Here is a 22637-nt window from a genome sequence, read left to right as displayed (position 1 = left end):
AACCATCGGTAATTTTTATTGAACGATCCGGGCACAGGTCACTCGATAAAACACGGTCATTTATGGCGATGCGGGTGGGTACAACCCCGCACCGCGCGGGCCGGTGACACGGCCGAAGGCTGTTTCGCCCTTTAAAACCGGGCCCAAGCGCTACGAAGCGTCCCGCAAAGACGCTGACACATCCCTGTAGCACCACATGCAGAAATACCAAGGATTTACACACCATGTGCGGATTAGCTGGCGAGTTACGTTTTGATCAACACCCTGCCGACCTGGCAGCCATCGAACGCATCACCCACCACCTTGCACCTCGTGGCCCCGATGCCTGGGGGTTTCACAGCCAGGGGCCGGTTGCCCTTGGCCATCGTCGCCTGAAAATCATGGATTTGTCCGACGGCTCGGCCCAGCCGATGGTCGACAGCCAGCTGGGATTGTCCCTGGCCTTCAACGGCGCGATCTATAACTTCCCCGAGCTGCGGGCCGAGCTTGAAACCCTGGGTTACAGCTTTTATTCCGACGGCGATACCGAAGTGCTGCTCAAGGGCTATCACGCCTGGGGCGAGGCGCTGCTGCCCAAGCTCAATGGCATGTTTGCTTTCGCCATCTGGGAGCGCGACGCCCAGCGCCTGTTTATCGCCCGTGATCGCCTGGGGGTCAAACCGCTGTACCTGTCGCGCACCGGCGAGCGCCTGCGCTTTGCCTCGACCCTGCCCGCGCTGCTCAAGGGCGGTGATATCAGCCCGATGCTCGACCCGGTGGCCCTCAACCATTACCTGAATTTTCACGCCGTGGTGCCCGCCCCCCGCACCCTGATTGCCGGCATTGAGAAACTGCCGCCCGCCACCTGGCTGCGCATCGACGCCAATGGCCATACCGAGCAGAAAACCTGGTGGACCCTGCCCTACGGCCCCCATGCCGATGAAGCCAACCTGACCCTGGAAGACTGGCGCGACCGCGTGCTCGACAGCACCCGCGAAGCCGTGGCCATCCGCCAGCGTGCAGCGGTGGATGTCGGCGTGCTGCTATCAGGCGGTGTCGATTCCAGCTTGCTTGTGGGCTTGCTGCGGGATGTTGGCGTACAGGACCTGTCGACCTTTTCCATCGGTTTTGAGGACGCAGGCGGCGAGCGCGGTGATGAATTCCAGTATTCGGATTTGATCGCCAAGCATTACGGCACTCGCCATCACCAACTGCGCATTGGCGAACACGAGATCATCGAGCAACTGCCTGCGGCCTTTCGCGCCATGAGCGAGCCGATGGTCAGCCATGACTGCATCGCCTTTTACCTGCTGTCCCGCGAGGTCGCCAAGCATTGCAAGGTGGTGCAAAGCGGCCAGGGTGCTGACGAACTGTTTGCCGGCTATCACTGGTACCCACAAGTGGACGGCGCCAGCGATCCTTATGCCGCGTACCGCGAAGCCTTTTTCGACCGCAGTTACGACGAGTACAAGGCCACGGTCCAGCCACAATGGCTAACAGCCAATGACGCTGCTGGCGACTTTGTGCGTGAGCATTTCGCACAGCCGGGAGCCCAGGCCGGGGTGGACAAGGCCCTGCGCCTGGACAGCACCGTGATGCTGGTGGATGACCCGGTCAAACGAGTGGACAACATGACGATGGCCTGGGGCCTTGAAGCCCGCACGCCGTTTCTGGATTACCGCCTGGCCGAGCTGTCGGCGCGAATTCCGGCGCGCTTCAAATTGCCTGACGGCGGCAAGCAGGTACTCAAGGAAGCCGCACGGCTGGTGATCCCCAGCGAAGTCATCGACCGCAAAAAAGGCTATTTCCCGGTGCCGGGGCTCAAGCACTTGCAGGGCAACACCCTCAACTGGGTGCGCGACCTGCTGCTGGACCCGAGCCAGGATCGCGGCCTGTTCCAGCCAGCCATGCTTGACCAGTTGCTGACCAACCCGCAAAGCCAGCTGACGCCCCTCAACGGCTCCAAGCTGTGGCAACTGGCCGCCCTGAACCTGTGGCTGAGCGAACAAGGAATCTGATCGATGAAACCTCTCGCTACGGCTTATAGCCAGCGTTTACTGCGTGGCCAGACGCCTTCTTACGAGCGCCTGCAAGCCCGCTTTGCCGAAGACGGCAGCGAACTGAGTGCCTGCCCCGTGGCCGTACATTGCGGCTGGGGCCGACTGTTGATCGGGCATACCTTTCCCGACCCCGCCACCCTGGCCGAAGAGCTGCTTAACGAGCAGCCCGGCGAGCGCGATATTGCCCTGTATGTCGCCGCGCCCCAGCAGGTGCTGGCGCAGTCGCCGCAACAACTGTTCCTCGACCCCTCGGATACACTGCGCCTGTGGTTTACCGATTACCGCCAGGCCACCCGCGTGTTTCGCGGCTTCCGTATCCGCCGCGCACAAAGCGAGGCGGACTGGAGCGCGATCAACACCCTGTACCTGTCACGCTCCATGCTGCCCATCGACCCGACCCTGCTGACCTCGCGCCACGAGGGCGGCCCGGTGTACTGGATGGCCGAAGACGAGGACAGCGGCGCGGTGATCGGCAGTGTCATGGGCTTGAACCATCACACCGCGTTCAACGACCCTGAAAACGGCAGCAGCCTCTGGTGCCTGGCGGTCGACCCGCTCTGTTCACGCCCGGGAGTGGGTGAAGTGCTGGTACGGCATCTGGTCGAGCACTTTATGAGCCGCGGCCTGAGCTATCTCGACCTGTCGGTGCTGCATGACAATGCCCAGGCCAAGAACCTCTACGCCAAACTGGGCTTTCGCACCCTGTCGACCTTTGCCATCAAGCGCAAGAACGGCATCAACCAGCCGCTGTTTCTGGGGCCTGGCCCCGAGGTCGGGCTTAACCCCTATGCCAGCATCCTCGTTGAAGAAGCCTATAAACGTGGCATCGACGTGCAGATTGACGACGCGGCCGCCGGTCTGTTCACCCTTAGCCACGGCGGGCGACGGATTCGTTGCCGCGAGTCCCTCAGCGACCTGACCAGCGCCATCAGCATGAGCCTGTGCCAGGACAAGTGCCTGACCCACAAGGTGCTGAGCCAGGCAGGCCTGAACGTGCCGACCCAGCAACTGGCGGGCAATGCCGATGACAACCTGGCGTTTGTCGAGCAGCACGGCCGGGTGGTGGTCAAGCCGGTGGATGGCGAACAAGGCAATGGCGTCGCGGTGGACCTGCACAGCATCGAGCAGGTGCAACAGGCCATCGAGGCAGCGCGGGCGTTCGACAGCCGGGTGCTGCTCGAAAGTTTTCACGAAGGCCTCGACCTGCGCATCGTGGTGATCGGCTTTGAAGTGGTGGCTGCCGCCATTCGCCGTCCCGCGCAAGTCATAGGTGACGGTCAGCACCGCGTCCAGCGCTTGATCGAGGCGCAAAGCCGTCGGCGCCAGGCCGCCACCGGTGGCGAAAGCCGCATCCCGCTGGACGCCGAAACGCTGCGTACCGTACAGGCCGCAGGCTATGACTACGACAGCATCCTGCCCGCCGGGCAGGTGCTGACCGTGCGCCGCACCGCCAACCTGCATACCGGCGGCTGCCTGGAGGACGTCACCGCCGTGCTGCACCCGGTGCTGGCCGACGCCGCCATCCGCGCAGCCAGGGCCCTGGATATTCCGGTAGTGGGGCTCGACCTGATGGTGCCCGCCGCCGACCAACCCGACTATGTATTTATTGAAGCCAACGAGCGCGCCGGGCTGGCCAACCATGAGCCGCAGCCCACCGCCGAGCGCTTTATCGATTTGTTGTTTCCCCACAGTCAGCCTGCTCAATAGCTGACCGGCCCTCAGGAGTTTTTATGAACCGCAGCCTCCCTGAACCCGACCTCGACTACCTGCAACGGGTATTGCTGGAAATGCTCGCCATTCCCAGCCCCACCGGTTTTACCGACACCATCGTGCGTTATGTCGCCGAGCGCCTCGACGAATTGGGGATCCCTTTTGAACTGACCCGCCGCGGCACCTTGCGCGCCACCCTCAAAGGCCAGAAAAACAGCCCGGACCGCGCCGTGTCCGCGCACCTGGACACCATTGGCGCCAGCGTGCGGGCGATCAAGGACAACGGCCGGCTGGTGTTGGCACCTGTCGGTTGCTGGTCGAGCCGGTTTGCCGAAGGCAGCCGCGTCAGCCTGTTTACCGACAACGGCGTGATCCGCGGCAGTGCCCTGCCATTAATGGCTTCTGGCCACGCCTTCAATACCGGCGTGGATGAACTGCCGATCAGTTGGGACCATATCGAGTTGCGCCTGGATGCCTACTGCGCCACCCGCGCGGATTGTGATTCGCTGGGGGTCAATATCGGTGATTTCGTGGCCTTCGACCCACTGCCGGAATTTACCGAAAGTGGCCATATCAGCGCGCGGCACCTTGATGACAAGGCGGGTGTGGCGGCCCTGCTCGCGGCCCTGAAAGCCATTGTCGACAGTGGCGAACAGCCCCTTATCGACTGTCATCCACTGTTTACCATCACCGAAGAAACCGGCAGCGGCGCGGCTGCAGCATTGCCGTGGGATGTGAGCGAGTTTGTCGGGATCGATATTGCGCCGGTAGCACCAGGCCAGCATTCAAGCGAACATGCGGTGAGTGTGGCGATGCAGGATTCGGGCGGTCCCTATGACTATCACCTGTCGCGGCATTTACTGGGATTGGCCACTGAAAATGAGTTGCCGGTGCGCCGGGACATGTTCCGTTATTACTTCAGCGATGCCCATTCGGCCGTCACTGCCGGGCATGATATTCGGTGCGCCTTGCTGGCGTTTGGTTGCGATGCGACCCACGGGTATGAGCGCACCCATATCGACAGCCTGGCGGCGTTGAGCCGATTGCTGGGGGCTTACATCCTCAGCCCGCCGGTTTTTGCCAGCGATGCGCAGCCAGCGCAGGGTTCACTGGATCGCTTCAGCCATCAGATCGAGCACGATGCGCAGATGGAAAGCGACACGCGAGTGCCGTCGGTAGAGAGTCTAGTGGGGGAAAATCGGAGCTGAGACAAGGTCAAAAGCCCCTCACCCTAACCCTCTTCCAAGGGGAGAGGGCCAGGGGACTGACCGCACGCGGTTTCAAAAGCACCACAAATCAGCTCCCTCTCCCTCCGGGAGAGGGTTGGGGTGAGGGCAGCGTCAGACCTGCGCCTGAGCCCCTTCAAACCACGCCAGCTTCTCACGCAGCAAAACCACTTCGCCCACAATCACCAGCGTAGGCGCATGCACTTCATGCTCCGCCACCAGGGTAGGCAAATCGGCCAGAGTGCCGGTAAACACGCGCTGGTTGGACGTAGTACCCTGCTGAATCAAGGCCGCCGGGGTATCCGCCGAACGACCATGCTTGATCAACTGTTCGCAGATGATCGGCAAACCCACCAGGCCCATGTAGAACACCAGGGTTTGCGCTGGCGCAACCAGATCGTTCCAGGGCAGGTTGCTGGTACCGTCCTTCAGATGCCCGGTAACAAAGCGCACAGACTGCGCGTAGTCACGATGGGTCAGCGGAATCCCGGCATAGGCCGCGCAACCACTGGCTGCGGTAATGCCCGGCACTACCTGGAACGGAATCCCGTGGGCCGCCAGCTCTTCGATTTCTTCACCGCCACGGCCAAAGATAAACGGATCGCCACCCTTGAGCCGCACCACGCGCTTGCCCTGTTTGGCCAGATCCACCAGTTGCTGGTTGATCTGATCCTGCGGCACGGCATGGTCAGCGCGACGCTTGCCGACATAAATCCGCTCGGCATCGCGACGGCACAGTTCAAGAATCGCCGGCGCCACCAGGCGGTCGTACAGCACCACGTCCGCTTGCTGCATCAAGCGCAGCGCACGGAACGTGAGCAAGTCAGGATCGCCCGGCCCGGCACCCACCAGATACACCTCACCGGTGGTCAGCGCTGCCTTGCCCTCAATCTTGGCCACCAGCAAACGCTCGGCTTCAGCAGCCTGCCCGGCCAGCAGGCGATCGGCAATCGGGCCTTGAAACACATCTTCCCAAAACCCGCGACGCTGCTGCACATCAGGAAACAGACCCTTGACCCGGGCACGGAAACGCGCTGCGAGGCCCGCCAACTGACCATAGGTCGAAGGAATCCAGGTTTCGATCTTGGCGCGGATCAACCGCGCCAGCACTGGCGCATCGCCGCCACTGGAGATGGCGATCACCAAGGGCGAACGGTCGACAATCGCGGGGAAGATCACGCTGCACAAGGCAGGAGCATCCACCACATTGACCGGCACGCAGCGGCGGTGGGCATCGGCAGAGACCTGGGCGTTGAGTGGCTCATCGTCGGTGGCGGCGATGATCAGGACGCAACCTTCAAGGTCGGCCTCGACATAACCGCGCAGCACCTGTTCGCCACCGCTGCTGTTTATCAACTCGCACAACTGTGGCTCCATGGCGGGTGCGACCACCCGCAGCACCGCACCGGCATCGGCCAGCAGGCGAGACTTGCGCAAGGCAATCTCCCCGCCGCCAACCACCAGTACACGGCTGCCACGCAGGTTATGAAACAGCGGCAGAAACTCCATTTAGCCGATGACCTCAATGCCGCCCATGTAAGGCTTGAGTACGTCAGGCACACGGATCGAACCGTCAGCCTGCTGGTAGTTTTCCAGCACGGCGACCAGGGTACGGCCTACAGCCAGACCGGAACCGTTGAGGGTGTGCACCAGCTCAGGCTTGTTGGTTTCCGGGTTACGGAAACGCGCCTGCATGCGACGGGCCTGGAAATCACCGCAGTTGGAGCACGACGAAATCTCGCGGTATTTGTCCTGGCTTGGAACCCACACTTCCAGATCGTAGGTCTTGACCGCGCTGAAACCCATGTCGCCGGTGCACAGCGCCAAGGTGCGGTAAGGCAGCTCCAGCAGTTGCAGGACTTTTTCGGCATTGCCGACCAGGCCTTCCAGCGCGTCCATCGAGGTAGACGGTTCAACGATCTGGACCATTTCAACCTTGTCGAACTGGTGCTGGCGGATCATGCCGCGGGTATCGCGACCCGATGCACCTGCCTCGCTGCGGAAGCACGGGGTGTGCGCCACCAGCTTGATCGGCAGGGCTTTGTGCTCGACGATTTCGCCAGCCACGATGTTGGTCAAGGTCACTTCAGCCGTCGGGATCAGGTAGAAATCGGCTTCGCCTTCACGGCTGATCTTGAACAGTTCTTCTTCGAACTTCGGCAACTGGCCAGTGCCTTGCAGCGCCGGGGCCTGAACCAGATAAGGCGTGTAGGCCTCTTCGTAGCCGTGCTCGCCGGTATGCAGGTTGATCATGAACTGGGCCAAGGCGCGATGCAGGCGGGCAATCGGGCCGCGCAGCAGGGCAAAGCGGGCACCGGAGAGCTTGGCGGCGGTTTCAAAGTCCAGCCAGCCATGCTGCTCGCCGAGGGCGACGTGGTCCTTGATTTCAAAATCGAAGGCAGTCGGCGTGCCCCAGCGACGGATTTCGACGTTGCCGTCTTCGTCAGCGCCTACCGGCACGGAAGCGTCCGGCAGGTTGGGCAGGCCCAGCAGGATGGCGTCCAGCTCGGTCTGGATCACGTCCAGCTCGGCCTTGCCATTGGCCAGGTCGCTGCCCATGGTTTCAACACTGGCCATCAGTGGCGCGATGTCTTCACCGCGTGCCTTGGCCTGACCAATGCTTTTGGAGATGGCATTGCGCTCGGCCTGCAACTTCTCGGTCAGGGTCTGGACTTCTTTACGCTTGGCTTCCAGCGCGTCGATGCGCGCCACGTCCAGCGTGAAGCCACGGGATGCCAGGCGATCCGCTACGTCCTGCAGGTTGCTACGTAACAGTTTGGAATCGAGCATGTCGGTTTCTCGTTTATCAAAGTTTGGTCAGGGACAGGCCAGCCCAGGTTGCGAGCAGCCCGCCGAATACGCTGAGGGCCGCATAGCCCAGTGCCAGTGGCACTTGCCCGCTTTCCAGCAGGCGCACCGTATCCAGTGAAAAGGATGAAAAAGTGGTCAAGCCACCCAGGAAACCGACCATCAGCCCGGCGCGGACTTCAATCGGTACTTCCGGGCGAATCAGAAAAAGTCCGTAAAGGAGGCCTATCAACAGGCAGCCCACGATATTAACGGCCAATGTCGCGGTATAAAAGTGCCGCGGCCAATTGGCGTTGATCCAGTTACCTGTAGCGAAGCGCAACAATGTACCTGTAATGCCGCCAACCGAGACGGCTACTACCAATGGAATCACGGTTTTCTCCGTTGTTTGGGGCTGGCCCGGTCGAGTGCAGCGAGATGCTTGAGCTTCTCGCCGATTTTCAACTCCAGCCCGCGAGGAACAGGCTGGTACAGGTTCAAGGGCTCCAGTTCGTCCGGGTAGTAGTCTTCGCCTGCGGCGTAGGCATCCGGCTCATCATGGGCATAGCGATACTCATCGCCATAGCCCAGTTGCTTCATCAGCTTGGTCGGCGCGTTGCGCAAATGCAGCGGCACTTCCAGCGAGCCATATTCGGCGGCACTGCGCAGTGCAGCCTTGAACCCCATATACACGGCGTTGCTTTTCGGCGCGCAGGCCAGGTAGGTGATAGCCTGGGCCACCGCCAGCTCGCCTTCCGGGCTGCCGAGCCGCTCTTGCACGTCCCAGGCCGACAGGCACAGGCTCAGGGCTCGCGGGTCGGCGTTGCCGATGTCTTCACTGGCCATGCGCACCACGCGCCGGGCGATATAGAGCGGGTCGCAACCGCCGTCGATCATGCGCGCAAACCAGTACAGGGCACCGTCAGGGTTGGAGCCGCGTACTGACTTGTGCAACGCCGAAATCTGGTCATAAAAGGCTTCGCCGCCCTTGTCGAAACGGCGCTGGGTATCGCCCAGCAGGTTGTGCAGCAGGTCGGTGCCGATTTCGCTGTGGTCTTCGGCCAGGTCCGAGGCGTTTTCCAGCAGGTTGAGCATGCGCCGGCCATCGCCGTCAGTGGCCCGCAGCAAAATCTGGAAACCTTCATCGCTGAGGGTCAGGCCGCGCTTGCCCAGGCCCTTGTCCTCGGTTAGCGCCCGCTGCACCAGCTTGCGCAACGCCGCTTCATCGAGGCTTTTGAGCACATAGACCCGTGCACGCGACAGCAAGGCGTTGTTCAGTTCAAACGAGGGGTTTTCGGTAGTGGCACCGATAAAGATCAGGGTGCCATCTTCCACATAGGGCAGGAACGCATCCTGCTGCGACTTGTTGAAGCGATGCACTTCGTCGACAAACAGGATGGTGCGCCGGCCATACTGGCCCGCCTGCTGCTTGGCGATTTCGACGGCCTGGCGGATCTCCTTGACCCCGGCCAGGACTGCCGAGACGGTTTCGAAATGCGCATCCGAGACTTCCGCCAGCAACCGCGCCAGGGTGGTCTTGCCCACGCCCGGCGGGCCCCAGAAGATCATCGAATGCAGCGCGCCCTGCTCCAACGCCTCACGCAAGGGCTTGCCGCGGGCGAGCAAGTGTTGCTGGCCAACGTACTCGTCCAGGTTGGCCGCACGCAAACGCGCAGCCAGCGGTTGGGCTATCGGGGCACTTCGAAACAGATCCATGGGCAGCGTTTAAAACCTCTTCCAGGGCTTATTCCTGGATGACATCAGCCCCTTTCGGGATATCGAACTTGAACTTGGAAGCCGGGATCGGCTCGTTGACCTTGACCCCGGTGAACAGGATGTTGGTGCGCTGGCCCACGCTGTCGATCAACTGCATGTCGTTGATCTTGCCACCACGAAAGGACAGGCGCAGGGAATCGAACAACGTGTCCTTGGTCTTGGGCTTTAGGGTGAAGTCCATTACGTCACCGGCCTGTTTGGAGGTGATGTCGAAACTTTCGCTGATTTTCGACACATCACCCGACAACAGCAGGGCCGGGGTCTGGGTCAGGCGCTGATCCAGCTTCTTGATCGTGACCTGCTCCAGGTCCGGGTCCCACAGCGAGACTTTCTGGCCATCGGAGACCATCAGTTGCTCCTGGGGAGCGTCGGTGTGCCAGTAAAACAGCCCCGGCCGCTTGACCGACATGTCACCGGCAGTTTCCTGCAACTGGGTGCCGCTGCCATCGAGGGTCAGCTGGGAAAAACGGGCGGTGATGGTATCAGAGCCCAACAGTTGGCCAAGACGTTTCACACTCTCGGCGTCGGCATGGGCCGACAGCGAAGAAAAAGCCAGTACCGGTAGCAACAGCATGCTGACAAAACGCATGGACATCCTCATTGATTAGTTAGCAGCCCTGGGGCAGCTCAATCGCGCATCGGGGCCGGCGCCAATACTTCGCGCGAGCCGTTAGTGTTCATCGAGGTTACGACCCCGGCCATTTCCATGGATTCAATCATTCGCGCAGCGCGGTTGTAACCGATCTTCAATTTGCGTTGTACCGCAGAAATCGAGGCACGACGGCTTTCAAGCACAAACTGTACAGCTTCGTCATACAGGGCATCGGTTTCCGGGTCGTCGCCGCCTTCGCTGCCACCGCCTTCAAAGCCGCTACCCGCCTCTTCAACACCGTTGAGGATATCCTCGTTGTAGTCCGGAGCGCCGCGCAGTTTCCAGGCTTCAACCACGCGGTGAACTTCATCGTCGGACACAAACGCGCCGTGAACCCGGATCGGCAGGCTGGTGCCGGGCGGCATGTAGAGCATGTCACCGTGGCCCAACAGTTGCTCGGCGCCACCCTGGTCGATGATGGTGCGCGAGTCGATCTTGCTCGATACCTGGAACGCCATGCGGGTGGGGATGTTGGCCTTGATCAGGCCGGTGATCACGTCCACCGACGGGCGCTGGGTCGCGAGGATCAAGTGGATGCCCGCTGCCCGCGCCTTCTGGGCGATACGGGCGATCAGTTCTTCAACCTTCTTGCCGACGATCATCATCATGTCGGCAAATTCGTCGACCACCACCACGATGGTGGGCAACTTCACCAGCAGCGGCGCTTCGTCGTGAATGCTTTCGCGCTTGTACAACGGGTCGACCAGCGGTTCGCCGGCGTCCTGGGCGTCCTTGACCTTCTGGTTGAAACCGGCAAGGTTGCGCACGCCCATCTTGGCCATCAGCTTGTAGCGGCGCTCCATCTCGGCAACGCTCCAGCGCAGGGCGTTGGCGGCGTCCTTCATGTCGGTGACCACCGGGCACAGCAGGTGCGGAATGCCTTCGTAGATCGACAGTTCAAGCATTTTCGGGTCGATCATGATCAGTTTGGCGTCTTCCGGGCCAGACTTGAACAAAATCGACAGGATCATGGCGTTAACGCCCACAGATTTACCGGAACCGGTGGTACCGGCTACCAGCAAGTGCGGCATTTTTGCCAGGTCAGTGATCACCGGGCGACCGCCGATATCATGGCCCAGGGCCAGGGCTACCGGCGACTTGGCGTTGTCGTACTCAGGGGTCGACAACACTTCGGAGAAGCGCACGATCTGGCGGTCTTCGTTGGGAATCTCGATACCGACCGTGGTTTTACCCGGGATAACCTCAACCACCCGCACGCTGGTCACGGCCAGCGAACGCGCCAGGTCCTTGGCCAGGTTGGCAATGCGGCTGACCTTTACCCCGGCAGCAGGTTGAATTTCATAACGGGTAATGACCGGGCCCGGGTGGATCGAGTCCACCGTCACCTCAACGCCGAATTCCTTGAGCTTGATTTCCAGCAAATGGCCAACGGCTGCCAGGGATTCAGGGGAGTAATTGAGTTGTTTTTTCTCGGCCGGGTCCAGAATCGAGATTGGCGGCAAGGTGCCTTCAACGGCGCTGTCCACAAACAACGGCGCCTGTTTCTCTTTTTGCACACGCTTGCTTGGCTCGGGCGCCTTGGGCGGTGCCGGGGCAATCACTGCCGGCACGTGTTTTTCACGCTCGGACATGTGCTTGCTCAACGCCTGCTCGCGCTCGATCAGACGTTCCTTGGCCTTGGCCTGCTCACGCTTGTCGGGAACGCTTGGCGCGACCACTTCATTGACCCGGGCATCCACTTCGCGCAGCTTGGCCTGCAACTGCTTGCGCTCGTTGCGTTCGGCCCACCAGCGGTTGGCCGCGCCCTGGATCAGCTCGAACAGGTCGAGGGTGATCTTGCCCGTCACGTCCATGACCTTGAACCATGACAGGTCAGTGAACACCGTCAGGCCAAACAGGAACAGCGCGATCAGCAACAGGGTACTGCCCTGGATGTTCAGTGCATTCCTGGCCAGGTCGCCCAGGCTTTCGCCTAGCGCCCCTCCCGCCCCCGCCGGCAGGCCCGAGGCAGAATGGAAATGGATATGGGCCAGGGCGGCGCCCGAGATCACCAGGAAGATCAGGCCCACCAGCCGCCACGAAAACAGCCAGCCGCTCCACTGCCAGGGCTGATGCCGCTCGCGAAAGATCTGGTACGCCTTGACCGCCAGCAGCAGCGGGAAAATATAGGCAAAGTAACCCAGCACCATAAACAGGATGTCAGCACTGTAGGAGCCGGCTGGCCCGCCGAAGTTCTGCACATCCACCACACGGCTGTTATGGCTCCAGCCGGGGTCGTCCTTGCCGTAGGTCAGCAAGGCCATGATCAGGAACAGGCACAGGGCGCCGATAGCGATCAATGCACCTTCCTTGAGCCGGTAGTGCAATTGCTGACGCCAGAGAGGAACTGCTTTGGGTGCTGCTGTGGATTTCTTCAAAACGGGTCTTTTCCTGCGCCTGTGGCGCGCCCAACTATTAATTGACTAATGTGACTGCAAAATACTGCTCATGACGAGCAGGCGACAAGTTCGGACGTGAAATGAACCCTGCCCTGTATTATTGCGTGCTGCAACGTGGAGCAGTTTAGATCAGCTCATACAGGCAGGCCATTGTACGGGTTTGAGCCGTCGACGCCATGCTGGCCGTGACAGCCCAGAATGCGCCAATTTGAGCATGTATTACCTTTTGTGACAAAGACTTATACCAGCTGCAAAACCGGGCTTGTATTTAACTGGCAGATCGACTGAGACCGCACTTGCGTGACAGAGTTGCAGCCGCCTCCCCTTCTTCGGTAAGACTCAATGCCATGCTGACCTGGTTAAAACGCGACACCCTGACATTTCCGCCACTGGCCAAAGCCATGCGCGAGCCCAACGGCCTGTTGGCGGCCGGGGGTGACCTGTCTGCCGACCGGCTGATCCAGGCCTATCGCCATGGCTGTTTTCCGTGGTTCAGCGAAGGCCAGCCGATCCTCTGGTGGTCACCTGATCCGCGTACGGTACTGTTCCCTGAAGAGCTGCATGTGTCACGCAGCCTGGGCAAACTGCTGCGCAAGCAACGCTATCAGGTGAGTTTTGACCGCGATTTTGCCGCCGTAATCCAGGCCTGTGCCGCACCCCGAGACTATGCAGACGGCACCTGGATTACCGACGACATGCAAGACGCCTATATCGAACTGCATGCCCGCGGCCATGCCCATTCGGTAGAAGTGTGGGACAAAGGCGAGCTGGTGGGCGGCCTGTATGGCCTGGCGATGGGCCAGCTGTTTTTTGGCGAGTCCATGTTCAGTCGTGCCGACAATGCCTCCAAATTCGGCTTTGCCACCCTGGTCAGGCAGTTGCAAGCCTGGGGATTTGTGCTGATTGATTGCCAGATGCCCACCGACCACCTGCAAAGCCTGGGCGCGCGTTCAATCCCGCGTCAGCTGTTTGCCGACTATCTGCAAAAACATCTGGACCTGCCCACAACTGCACAGTGGGTTTAGTAGGCGACTTTTGCGCTCTGGCTTACACTTAATTTAAAGATTTCCCGAGGGCTCATCATGACCGAGTTGGCGCGTTTGAAGTTTTATGCCACTCAACCTCACGCTTGCAGCTACTTGCCTGACGAACAGGCCACCACGCTGTTCCTCGACCCCAGTCAGCCGATGGATGTGCAGGTTTATGCCGACTTGTCCGAGATGGGCTTCCGGCGCAGTGGCGACCATCTCTATCGCCCGCACTGCCTGAAGTGCGATGCCTGCACCCCGGCGCGCATCCCTGTAGCCCGCTTCCTGCCAAATCGTCAGCAAAAACGCATTTTCAAGCGCAATGCCGACTTGCAGGTACAGGCGGTAAAACCGGCGTTCAGCGAAGAGAACTTCGATCTTTACCAGCGTTATATCGAACAGCGCCATGCCGATGGCGACATGTACCCGCCCAGCCGGGATCAATTTTCGACCTTCCTGGTGCGCGACCTGGCGTTTTCCAGGTTCTACGAGTTCCGCCTCGATGGCCGTTTAATGGCAGTGGCGGTCACGGACGTGCTGCCCAACGGCCTGTCGGCGGTGTACACCTTCTACGATCCCGACGAGGAGCGGCGCAGCCTGGGCCGCTACGGGATCCTATGGCAAATTGCCGAAGCCCGGCGCCTGGGGCTGGATGCGCTGTACCTGGGGTACTGGATCAAGAACTGCAAAAAGATGAATTACAAGACCGAATATCGGCCCATTGAGCTATTAATCAACCAGAGATGGAGCTCTCTTGATTGAACCCTTGGCTTAACCCCCATTTTTCGGGCACAATGCACGCCGCTTTTGCCTGGCGCAGTTGCACCGGGCCATTCATTGGACACCGAGGGCTTTACTGCATGTCGAAAGAAGACAGCTTCGAAATGGAAGGCACTGTCGTCGACACCCTGCCCAACACCATGTTTCGTGTGGAGTTGGAAAATGGGCACGTCGTAACCGCGCATATCTCCGGCAAGATGCGCAAGAACTACATTCGTATTCTTACCGGTGACAAAGTGCGCGTCGAGCTGACGCCCTATGACTTGAGCAAAGGGCGCATCACTTACCGCGCTCGCTAAGCAAGTCAATACAAAACGCCCGGCTCTGCCGGGCGTTTTTGTTTGCCCGCGATTTGAGTCTATACCCAGGACCTGTGGGAGCGGGCTTGCTCGCGATGCAAGCGGCGCGATATTCCTGCTTAACCGCAGCGCTGCCATCGCGAGCAAGCCCGCTCCCACAAGGTGTGTGTAACCAGGCGAATATCCCGCACCAACAATGAGTGCTGCGCACTTCAAACTTCTATACCTGTAACTTTCCTGTCATATTAAGTACCTACCCAGCGAACCACACCAACAACTTCCAAACTTCCTGAACCCTTGCTGTACCAGACACACTTACCGGGCTTTAAAGTTGACGCACCACCGCCACCTGAGTAGATTGCACAGGTCGGTCATTCAGGCCGCCTATAAACTTCACAAAAGAAGCCAATGGACACAGTATCTAGTCGCTGTCCGGTCACCGTAAATACGGCGCTCCGGACACCAAACCCAAACATTGACGGGACTCGCCTGCACGGCGAGGTCAACTGCGCTAGAGCCTGACGCTCCAACGTAACGACCTCACCGGCAGCTGTCCGGTCACGAGGTGTGTTATGACCTTTAAATCCCATGCACTACCCGGCGTCCGCGCCTTTGCCTCGAGCATGCGCGTCAAACTTTCCCGCGAGCCCACTTACGTTCGCGCGCTAAAATCGCCCTTCCACACCCCCGCTTTCGACGTTAAACCAGCGCATCGCCAGGTGCATTGGCGCGTCAGCCCTGCCACCGGCCAACTGGAGCAGCGCTGGAGCATGGCCGACTCCCAGGACCCGCAGAGTCGGTTCTTGCACTGATTTTCAACTTTTAAATAAACCTGCCAATCAACTGGAGCTCCTTATGGAAGAAGCCAGTAGCTGCCCGCTGCGTGCCTGTTAATTAATTAGCAGCAGCGGGACTTTAAGCGCACTTAACACTTCAATTAAACCGATTGCGAAGTTTGCGACTCGGCATACATTGGCTCGCCTTTTAAAAGGCAATTCAATATATGCCCGGTCAAGAGTTGGCGACAGGAGTACTCATTATGAGCGCCGTAAAAAACACTAAAGTTCGGGACAAGAACAGCACCAGCGACAGCAACAAACTGTCCATGCGTGCCGCTCGGGAAGCACAGAACGGCCTTTCGGCCACTCTGGCCAATGTACGCGCCACCACTGCCGGCCTGACCGAAGAGCAAGCCGCCGAGCGCCTGCAGACCGAGGGCTACAACGAAGTGGCCCATGACAAGCCGCCTCATGCCTTCGTGCAATTCATGCTGGCCCTGCACAATCCGTTTATCTATGTGTTGCTGACCCTGGGCGTGATCAGTTTTTTCACTGACTACTGGCTGCCGGAACGGGACGGCGAAGAAGGCGATCTGACCAAAGTCATCATCATTGGCTTGATGGTCGGCCTCAGCAGCCTGCTGCGCTTCTGGCAGGAGCACCGCTCGGCCAAGTCCGCCGAAGCACTCAAGGCCATGGTCCGCACTACCGCGACCGTGGTGCGGCGCGACAACAGCGGCACCCGCACCTCGGTGCATGAAGTGCCGATGCGTGAACTGGTGGCGGGGGATATCGTGCAACTGTCGGCCGGCGACATGATCCCGGCGGATATTCGCCTGATCGAATCCCGCGACCTGTTTATCAGCCAGGCCGTGCTCACCGGCGAAGCCTTGCCCGTAGAGAAGTACGACACCCTGGGCGATGTCACGCAAAAATCCGCCTCCAGCACCGGCGCCGACCAGAGCAACCTGCTGGACCTGCCCAATATCTGCTTTATGGGCACCAACGTGGTCAGCGGCACAGCGCGCGCCGTGGTGGTGGCCACCGGGCCACGCACCTATTTCGGCTCGCTGGCCAAGGCTATCGTCGGTTCGCGCACGCAAACCGCATTCGACCGCGGAGTCAACAGCGTCAGCTGGCTACTGATCCGCTTTATGCTGGTCATGGTGCCGATCGTGTTCTTCCTCAACGGCTTTTCCAAGGGCGACTGGGGTGACGCCTTCCTGTTTGCCCTGGCGGTGGCGGTCGGCCTGACCCCGGAAATGCTGCCAATGATTGTCAGCGCCAACCTGGCCAAGGGCGCAACCGCCATGGCCAAGCGCAAAGTGGTGGTCAAGCGCCTCAATGCCATCCAGAACCTGGGCTCGATGGACGTGCTGTGCACGGACAAAACCGGCACCCTGACCCAGGATCACATCATCCTTGAGCACCATGTCGACGCCAGCGGCAAACGTGATGAATCGGTACTGGCCCTGGCCTGGCTCAACAGCCATCACCAAAGCGGCATTCGCAACCTGATGGACCAGGCCGTGGTGCAGTTCGCCCGGCAGGACGCAAAGTTCAGCGCACCGCTCAACTACAGCAAGGTCGATGAACTGCCCTTTGATTTCGTGCGTCGGCGCTTGTCGATCATCGTCAAGGACAGCCGTGGCGACCACTTGCTGGTGTGCAAGGGCGCCGTGGAAGAAATGCTCGGTATCGCCACCCACATAATGGAAGGCGACACTCCCGTGGCGCTGGACCCGGCGCGCCGCGAACAACTGCTGGCCCTGGCCACCGAATACAACGAAGACGGCTTCCGCGTGTTGCTGGTCGCCACCCGGGACATCCCCAAGGCCCAGGCACAAAAGCAATACAACACGGCTGACGAGCACGACCTGGTGATCCGCGGCCTGCTTACCTTCCTCGATCCGCCAAAGGAAACCGCTGGCCCGGCGATTGCCGCCCTTCAAGATATCGGGGTAGCAGTCAAGGTGCTGACCGGCGACAACGCCGTGGTCACCAGCAAGATTTGCCGCCAGGTCGGCCTGGAGCCGGGCACACCGCTGCTCGGCCCGCAGATCGAGAGCATGGACGACGCCACACTGCAATTGGAGGTTGAGCAACGCACGGTATTTGCCAAGCTCACCCCGCTGCAGAAGTCCCGGGTACTGAAAGCCCTGCAAGCCAATGGCCATACTGTCGGCTTTCTCGGCGACGGCATCAACGACGCCCCGGCCCTGCGTGACGCCGATGTCGGTATTTCGGTAGACAGCGGTACGGATATCGCCAAGGAATCAGCCGACATCATCCTCCTGGAGAAAAGCCTGATGGTGCTGGAGGAAGGCGTGCTCAAAGGCCGTGAGACCTTCGGTAATATCATGAAGTATCTGAACATGACCGCCAGCTCCAACTTCGGCAACGTGTTCTCGGTACTGGTGGCCAGTGCCTTTATTCCTTTTCTGCCGATGCTGTCGATTCACCTGCTGCTGCAAAACCTGATGTACGACATCTCCCAGCTGGCCTTGCCGTGGGACAAGATGGACCGGGAATACCTGCAAAAACCGCGCAAGTGGGACGCCAAAAATATAGGCCGTTTCATGATCTGGATCGGTCCGACTTCGTCGATCTTCGACATCACCACCTTCGCCCTGATGTGGTACGTGTTCTCGGCCAACAGCGTGGAAATGCAGACCCTGTTCCAGTCCGGCTGGTTTATCGAGGGGCTGCTGTCGCAAACCCTGGTGGTCCATATGCTGCGTACCCGCAAGATCCCGTTCTTCCAGAGCACGGCAGCATGGCCGGTGACCATGATGACCATCATCGTGATTGTGCTGGGGATCTACGTACCGTTCTCGCCACTGGGCACGATGGTGGGCCTGGAGCCGCTGCCGCTGTCGTACTTCCCTTGGCTGGTGGCCACCCTGTTCAGCTACTGCTGCGTAGCGCAACTGATGAAAACGATCTACATCCGCCGCTTCAAGCAGTGGTACTGATCTAAAGCTGTGGGGCCGGGCTACTGGCCCCACTGCACAATGAATACGTGTTTTGTGGAGATTCCTTATGTCGGGAACCACTCTGTTACTCAACCTCGCGGGCGCCATCGCACTTTTGCTGTGGGGCACCCATATGATTTCCACCGCCCTGCTGCGCGGCTTTGGCACCCAGCTGCGCAACTGGATGGGGCGCAACCTGAATAACCGCTGGATGGCGCTGATCAGCGGCATCGGCATTACCGGTGTGCTGCAGAGCAGCACGGCTGTCAGCCTGATGGCCACCTCCTTTACCGCAGCCGGCACCCTGAGCCTGGCCCCGGCCCTGGCCGTGATGCTGGGGGCCAATATCGGCTCGACTCTGGTGGTACAGCTGCTTAGTTTCGATACCTCACTGGCAATGCCGGTGATCTTGCTGACAGGCTTTATCGTTTTTCGCCTGCGCGATGACTCACGCTTTGAAAGCGTCGGCTGCGCACTGATAGGCCTGGGTTTGATGTTGCTGGCCCTGGGCTTGCTCAGTGCCACCCTGGGGCATATGGAAGCCACCTCGGTGTTTCGCGCCGTAATGCAAAGCCTGCAAGGCGATGTAATCATCGCGGTGGTCGCTGCCGTGCTGCTGACCTGGATCTGCCACTCCAGTGTCGCCGTGGTGCTGCTGATCGCCTCGCTGGCGGGCGCGGGGATGATGACAGCCGAAACCGCCATTGCCCTGATGCTCGGCGCCAATATCGGTGGCGCGTTGCCGTCCATGATGAGCGCCAGCTCGCCCGTGGCGCGACGCCTGCCGCTGGGCAACCTGCTGATTCGCCTGCTGGGCACCGTGGCCTTGCTGCCCTGCCTGCCGTGGCTGGCCAGCGTTGTGGCCCGCAGCGATATTGGCCTCGCACAGTGGGTGGTGTACCTGCATACCGCGTTCAACCTGCTGCTGGCCGTGGTGTTTATCGGCCTGATTGAGCCCTGCGCACGCCTGTTAACCCGCCTGCTGCCCCAGCCGGAGCCGCCAGCAGACCCGGGCATGCCGCAGTATCTGGACGAGGCCGGCCTGGAAGTGGCCAACGTTGGCCTGTCAAATTCGGTGCGTGAAGCCCTGCGCCTGGCAGACATGACCTCACTGATGCTCAATCAGGTCCTGCAACTGTTCGAGAAACCCGACCCGCACACGATGGACAAGGTGCGCCAGCTGGATCACTCCATAGACCTGCTCAGTGCTGCCATCCGCGCCTATCTTGCCGATATCGGCCAGGATGGCCTGAGCGATGATGACGCCGACCGCGCACAGGAAGTGCTGATGTTCGTGATCAACCTTGAGCATGCCGGTGACATCCTCGGCAACCTCGCGCAACTGGCTGTTCGCCGCACGCGCCGTGGCGAGCACTTTTCCTCGTTCGAACTGATCCAGATCCAGGCCATGCACCTGGCCCTGCTGGACAGCCTGAACCTGGCCATTACCGCATTTTTGCGTGAGGACGTGAGCGCTGCCCAGGCCCTGATCGGCCACAAGGAAACCGTGCGCAAGCTTGAAGCCAGCGCCAGCCGCGAGCACTTTCGCAAGCTGCAAAATGACAAGAGCGCCTGGGCCGAATCCGGGGATATCTTCCAGCGAGTGCTGCGCGACTACCGTCGCGTACATCACCATATTGCCGCGCTTGGCCATCCGGTGCTGGAGCGCACTGGCGCACTGACCCACTAGCGCCACACAGCAAAAAGGCGCCCAAGCACCAATGCAAACCAGTCATGGACATTGTGGGAGCGGGCTTGCTCGCGATACAAACAACGCGGTTCAACTATCAAACCGCGTTACCCAATCGCGAGCAAGCCCGCTCCCACAGGGATTTTGCATCCCGCCCAACTGCTCGGCATTAGCCCGAAGGCGCCTTTTTTACTGCGGTGTTACATCAAGCCATTTCGACGGCGGTTTCAAACTCGAAGGTCAGCTCGCCGTTTTCAAGGTCGATGTGTACCACACCGCCATGATCGGCCAATTCACCAAAGAGAATCTCTTCAGCCAGCGGACGCTTGATCTTGTCCTGGATCAAGCGGGCCATCGGCCGTGCGCCCATCAATGCGTCATAACCACCCGCCGCCAGCCAGCCGCGCGCCGCATCCGACACCTCAAGCTGCACGTGCTTGTCTTCCAGTTGCGCCTGCAGTTCGGTAAGGAACTTGTCCACCACATGCTTGATAACCTCATGGCTGAGGCGACCAAACTGGATGATGGTGTCCAGGCGGTTACGGAACTCGGGGGTGAAGCTCTTCTTGATCGCTTCCATTGCATCAGAAGCATGATCCTGATGGGTAAAGCCCATCGAAGCCCGAGACGCGGTTTCAGCACCTGCGTTAGTGGTCATGATGACGATCACGTTGCGGAAATCGGCCTTGCGCCCGTTGTTGTCGGTCAGCGTGCCGTGGTCCATGACCTGCAACAGCAGGTTGAAGACTTCAGGATGCGCCTTCTCGATTTCATCGAGCAGCAATACGCAGTGAGGCTGCTTGGTGATGGCTTCAGTGAGCAAACCGCCCTGATCGAACCCGACATAGCCCGGAGGCGCACCGATCAGACGCGATACAGTGTGGCGCTCCATGTACTCGGACATGTCAAAGCGGATCAGCTCGATACCCAAGGCCTTGGCCAACTGGCGCGCCGCCTCGGTTTTACCGACCCCGGTAGGCCCTGCGAACAGGAACGAACCCACCGGCTTGTCCGGCGACTTGAGCCCGGCACGGGACAGCTTGATCGCCGTGGACAGCGAATCAATGGCCGCATCCTGGCCGAATACGGTCAGGCGCAGGTCACGCTCAAGGTTGCGCAACAGCTCCTTGTCCGAAACAGAAACGTGTTTTGGCGGAATACGGGCGATTTTTGCCACGATATCTTCAACCTGCGCCACTTCAATGCGCTTGACCCGGCTTTCGACCGGCTGCAGGCGCTGGTAGGCACCGGCTTCGTCGATCACGTCAATGGCCTTGTCCGGCATGTGCCGGTCATTGATATAGCGTGAGGCCAGCTCAGCCGCTGCACGCAGGGCCTCGTCGCTGTATTCGATGCCATGATGCTGCTCGAAACGACCCTTGAGCCCGCGCAGAATGCCGATGGTGTCTTCGACCGAAGGCTCGGACACGTCAACTTTCTGGAAGCGGCGCGCCAGGGCACGGTCTTTTTCGAAGATCCCGCGAAATTCCTGGAACGTGGTGGAACCGATGCAGCGAATATCACCCGAAGACAGCAATGGCTTGAGCAGGTTGGAGGCGTCCATCACCCCGCCCGAGGCCGCACCGGCACCGATGATGGTGTGGATTTCGTCGATAAACAGGATCGCCTGCGGGCGCTTTTTCAGCTCGCCCAACAGCGCCTTGAAACGCTTCTCGAAATCGCCACGGTACTTGGTACCCGCCAGCAATGCGCCGAGGTCAAGGGAGTAGACGATGCTGTTAGCCAGCAGGTCAGGCACTTGATTGTCGACGATGCGTTTGGCCAGGCCCTCGGCAATCGCGGTTTTGCCCACGCCTGCTTCGCCGACCAGCAGCGGGTTGTTTTTGCGCCGACGCGCCAGAATCTGGGCAACGCGCTCAACTTCCATTTCGCGCCCCACCAGCGGATCGATCCGGCCCTGACGGGCCAGTTCATTCAGGTTGCTGGCATAAGCGTCCAGAGGATTGCTGGAGGACGACGACTCGCCACCCTCTTCATCCTGCATTTCATGGTCGCTGTCGCTGTGCTCGCCATGCCCGGGCACCTTGGAAATGCCGTGGGCAATAAAGTTGACCACGTCGATGCGCGCCACGCTCTGCTGCTTGAGCAGGAATACGGCCTGGCTTTCCTGCTCGCTGAAAATAGCCACCAGCACATTGGCGCCGGTCACTTCACGCTTGCCGGAGCTTTGCACATGGAACACCGCACGCTGCAAGACCCGCTGGAACCCCAGGGTTGGCTGGGTTTCACGGTCTTCGTCGTGGACGGGGATCAGGGGAGTCGTGGAATCAATAAACTCTTGCAGGTCATGCTTGAGTTTCTCGAGGTTTGCGCCACAGGCGCGTAGAACGGTTGCGGCCGCCTCATTATCCAGGAGCGCTAAAAGGAGGTGCTCAACCGTCATGAACTCATGACGTTTGGAGCGGGCTTCCTTGAAGGCAAGATTGAGGGTGACTTCGAGCTCGCGATTTAACATGGCTTCACCTCATACCCAAGT

General features: G+C 60.2%; 16 protein-coding genes. 9 read left to right on the top strand and 7 right to left on the bottom strand.

Annotated elements, in window-relative coordinates; genetic code table 11:
• The first annotated feature begins 224 nt into the window (after positions 1-224).
• From AB3G35_RS10780 to AB3G35_RS10770, 3 genes are read left to right on the top strand one after another with little or no spacing between them, the layout of a single operon-like run.
• A complete protein-coding gene (locus AB3G35_RS10780; protein ID WP_086796186.1) occupies positions 225-1997 on the top strand; it encodes an N-acetylglutaminylglutamine amidotransferase in 1773 nt (590 codons plus the stop codon).
• Positions 1998-2000: 3 nt separating this feature from the next.
• Complete coding sequence (ngg, locus tag AB3G35_RS10775; protein WP_016780224.1) at positions 2001-3746, top strand: N-acetylglutaminylglutamine synthetase; 1746 nt, start codon at positions 2001-2003, stop codon at positions 3744-3746.
• Positions 3747-3769: 23 nt separating this feature from the next.
• Positions 3770-4957: an osmoprotectant NAGGN system M42 family peptidase gene (locus tag AB3G35_RS10770; protein ID WP_369782646.1), complete on the top strand. Its 1188-nt coding sequence runs from the start codon at positions 3770-3772 to the stop codon at positions 4955-4957.
• A 132-nt stretch (positions 4958-5089) separates the two neighbouring features.
• Here the strand turns inward: AB3G35_RS10770 and cysG are convergent, their stop codons facing one another.
• The 6 genes from cysG to ftsK are packed head-to-tail and all read right to left on the bottom strand — an operon-like array spanning position 5090 to position 12568.
• A complete protein-coding gene (cysG, locus tag AB3G35_RS10765; protein ID WP_016780222.1) occupies positions 5090-6484 on the bottom strand; it encodes a siroheme synthase CysG in 1395 nt (464 codons plus the stop codon).
• A complete protein-coding gene (gene serS / locus AB3G35_RS10760) occupies positions 6485-7765 on the bottom strand; it encodes a serine--tRNA ligase (RefSeq protein WP_134050428.1) in 1281 nt (426 codons plus the stop codon).
• Positions 7766-7781: 16 nt separating this feature from the next.
• Positions 7782-8156: a fluoride efflux transporter CrcB gene (gene crcB, locus AB3G35_RS10755; RefSeq protein WP_016780221.1), complete on the bottom strand. Its 375-nt coding sequence runs from the start codon at positions 8154-8156 to the stop codon at positions 7782-7784.
• Complete coding sequence (locus tag AB3G35_RS10750; RefSeq protein ID WP_016780220.1) at positions 8153-9478, bottom strand: replication-associated recombination protein A; 1326 nt, start codon at positions 9476-9478, stop codon at positions 8153-8155. The genes crcB and AB3G35_RS10750 overlap by 4 nt, the downstream gene beginning before the upstream one ends.
• 28 nt (positions 9479-9506) lie before the next feature.
• Complete coding sequence (gene lolA / locus AB3G35_RS10745) at positions 9507-10127, bottom strand: outer membrane lipoprotein chaperone LolA (protein ID WP_016780219.1); 621 nt, start codon at positions 10125-10127, stop codon at positions 9507-9509.
• A 38-nt stretch (positions 10128-10165) separates the two neighbouring features.
• Complete coding sequence (gene ftsK / locus AB3G35_RS10740; protein WP_029611327.1) at positions 10166-12568, bottom strand: DNA translocase FtsK; 2403 nt, start codon at positions 12566-12568, stop codon at positions 10166-10168.
• Between the two features lie 368 nt (positions 12569-12936).
• On the opposite strand from ftsK, the gene aat reads away from it, so the two are divergent.
• The 6 genes from aat (at position 12937) to AB3G35_RS10710 (ending at position 20140) form a co-directional block, all read left to right on the top strand.
• Positions 12937-13614 carry a leucyl/phenylalanyl-tRNA--protein transferase gene (gene aat, locus AB3G35_RS10735; RefSeq protein ID WP_369782645.1) on the top strand — a complete coding sequence of 226 codons (678 nt, stop codon included), beginning with the start codon at positions 12937-12939 and terminating at the stop codon, positions 13612-13614.
• A gap of 57 nt (positions 13615-13671) precedes the next feature.
• The gene (locus AB3G35_RS10730; protein ID WP_016780216.1) at positions 13672-14379 is read left to right on the top strand and encodes an arginyltransferase; all 708 of its coding nucleotides are present in this window, start codon (positions 13672-13674) and stop codon (positions 14377-14379) included.
• Positions 14380-14477: 98 nt separating this feature from the next.
• On the top strand, positions 14478-14696 hold the full coding sequence (gene infA / locus AB3G35_RS10725) for a translation initiation factor IF-1 (RefSeq protein ID WP_002553999.1): 219 nt from the start codon (positions 14478-14480) through the stop codon (positions 14694-14696).
• 572 nt (positions 14697-15268) lie between these two features.
• Positions 15269-15508 (top strand): hypothetical protein, encoded by a 240-nt coding sequence (locus AB3G35_RS10720; RefSeq protein ID WP_369782644.1) that lies wholly within the window; start codon positions 15269-15271, stop codon positions 15506-15508.
• 227 nt (positions 15509-15735) lie between these two features.
• The gene (gene mgtA / locus AB3G35_RS10715) at positions 15736-18450 is read left to right on the top strand and encodes a magnesium-translocating P-type ATPase (RefSeq protein WP_369782643.1); all 2715 of its coding nucleotides are present in this window, start codon (positions 15736-15738) and stop codon (positions 18448-18450) included.
• Positions 18451-18517: 67 nt separating this feature from the next.
• Positions 18518-20140, top strand: coding sequence for a Na/Pi cotransporter family protein (locus tag AB3G35_RS10710; RefSeq protein WP_369782642.1), 1623 nt, complete (start codon positions 18518-18520; stop codon positions 20138-20140).
• A gap of 205 nt (positions 20141-20345) precedes the next feature.
• On the opposite strand, the gene clpA is transcribed toward AB3G35_RS10710, so the two are convergent.
• Positions 20346-22616, bottom strand: a complete 2271-nt coding sequence (clpA, locus tag AB3G35_RS10705; RefSeq protein WP_016780212.1) for an ATP-dependent Clp protease ATP-binding subunit ClpA — start codon at positions 22614-22616, stop codon at positions 20346-20348.
• Positions 22617-22637 lie beyond the last annotated feature (21 nt).

Source organism: Pseudomonas sp. WC2401, assembly GCF_041200115.1.
Taxonomy (GTDB): Bacteria; Pseudomonadota; Gammaproteobacteria; order Pseudomonadales; family Pseudomonadaceae; genus Aquipseudomonas; species Aquipseudomonas fragi.
Note: the sequence above shows the minus strand (reverse complement) of the source record. Positions and strands in the feature narration are given on the sequence as shown.

Excerpts from the sequence above, each read along its gene's own strand:
- serS (WP_134050428.1), bottom strand. The coding sequence starts at position 7,765 with ATGCTCGATTCCAAACTGTTACGTAGCAACCTGCAGGACGTAGCGGAT.
- aat (WP_369782645.1), top strand. The coding sequence starts at position 12,937 with ATGCTGACCTGGTTAAAACGCGACACCCTGACATTTCCGCCACTGGCC.
- infA (WP_002553999.1), top strand. The coding sequence starts at position 14,478 with ATGTCGAAAGAAGACAGCTTCGAAATGGAAGGCACTGTCGTCGACACC.
- lolA (WP_016780219.1), bottom strand. The coding sequence starts at position 10,127 with ATGCGTTTTGTCAGCATGCTGTTGCTACCGGTACTGGCTTTTTCTTCG.
- AB3G35_RS10730 (WP_016780216.1), top strand. The coding sequence starts at position 13,672 with ATGACCGAGTTGGCGCGTTTGAAGTTTTATGCCACTCAACCTCACGCT.
- AB3G35_RS10720 (WP_369782644.1), top strand. The coding sequence starts at position 15,269 with ATGACCTTTAAATCCCATGCACTACCCGGCGTCCGCGCCTTTGCCTCG.
- ngg (WP_016780224.1), top strand. The coding sequence starts at position 2,001 with ATGAAACCTCTCGCTACGGCTTATAGCCAGCGTTTACTGCGTGGCCAG.
- AB3G35_RS10750 (WP_016780220.1), bottom strand. The coding sequence starts at position 9,478 with ATGGATCTGTTTCGAAGTGCCCCGATAGCCCAACCGCTGGCTGCGCGT.
- AB3G35_RS10780 (WP_086796186.1), top strand. The coding sequence starts at position 225 with ATGTGCGGATTAGCTGGCGAGTTACGTTTTGATCAACACCCTGCCGAC.
- cysG (WP_016780222.1), bottom strand. The coding sequence starts at position 6,484 with ATGGAGTTTCTGCCGCTGTTTCATAACCTGCGTGGCAGCCGTGTACTG.
- clpA (WP_016780212.1), bottom strand. The coding sequence starts at position 22,616 with ATGTTAAATCGCGAGCTCGAAGTCACCCTCAATCTTGCCTTCAAGGAA.
- mgtA (WP_369782643.1), top strand. The coding sequence starts at position 15,736 with ATGAGCGCCGTAAAAAACACTAAAGTTCGGGACAAGAACAGCACCAGC.
- AB3G35_RS10710 (WP_369782642.1), top strand. The coding sequence starts at position 18,518 with ATGTCGGGAACCACTCTGTTACTCAACCTCGCGGGCGCCATCGCACTT.
- AB3G35_RS10770 (WP_369782646.1), top strand. The coding sequence starts at position 3,770 with ATGAACCGCAGCCTCCCTGAACCCGACCTCGACTACCTGCAACGGGTA.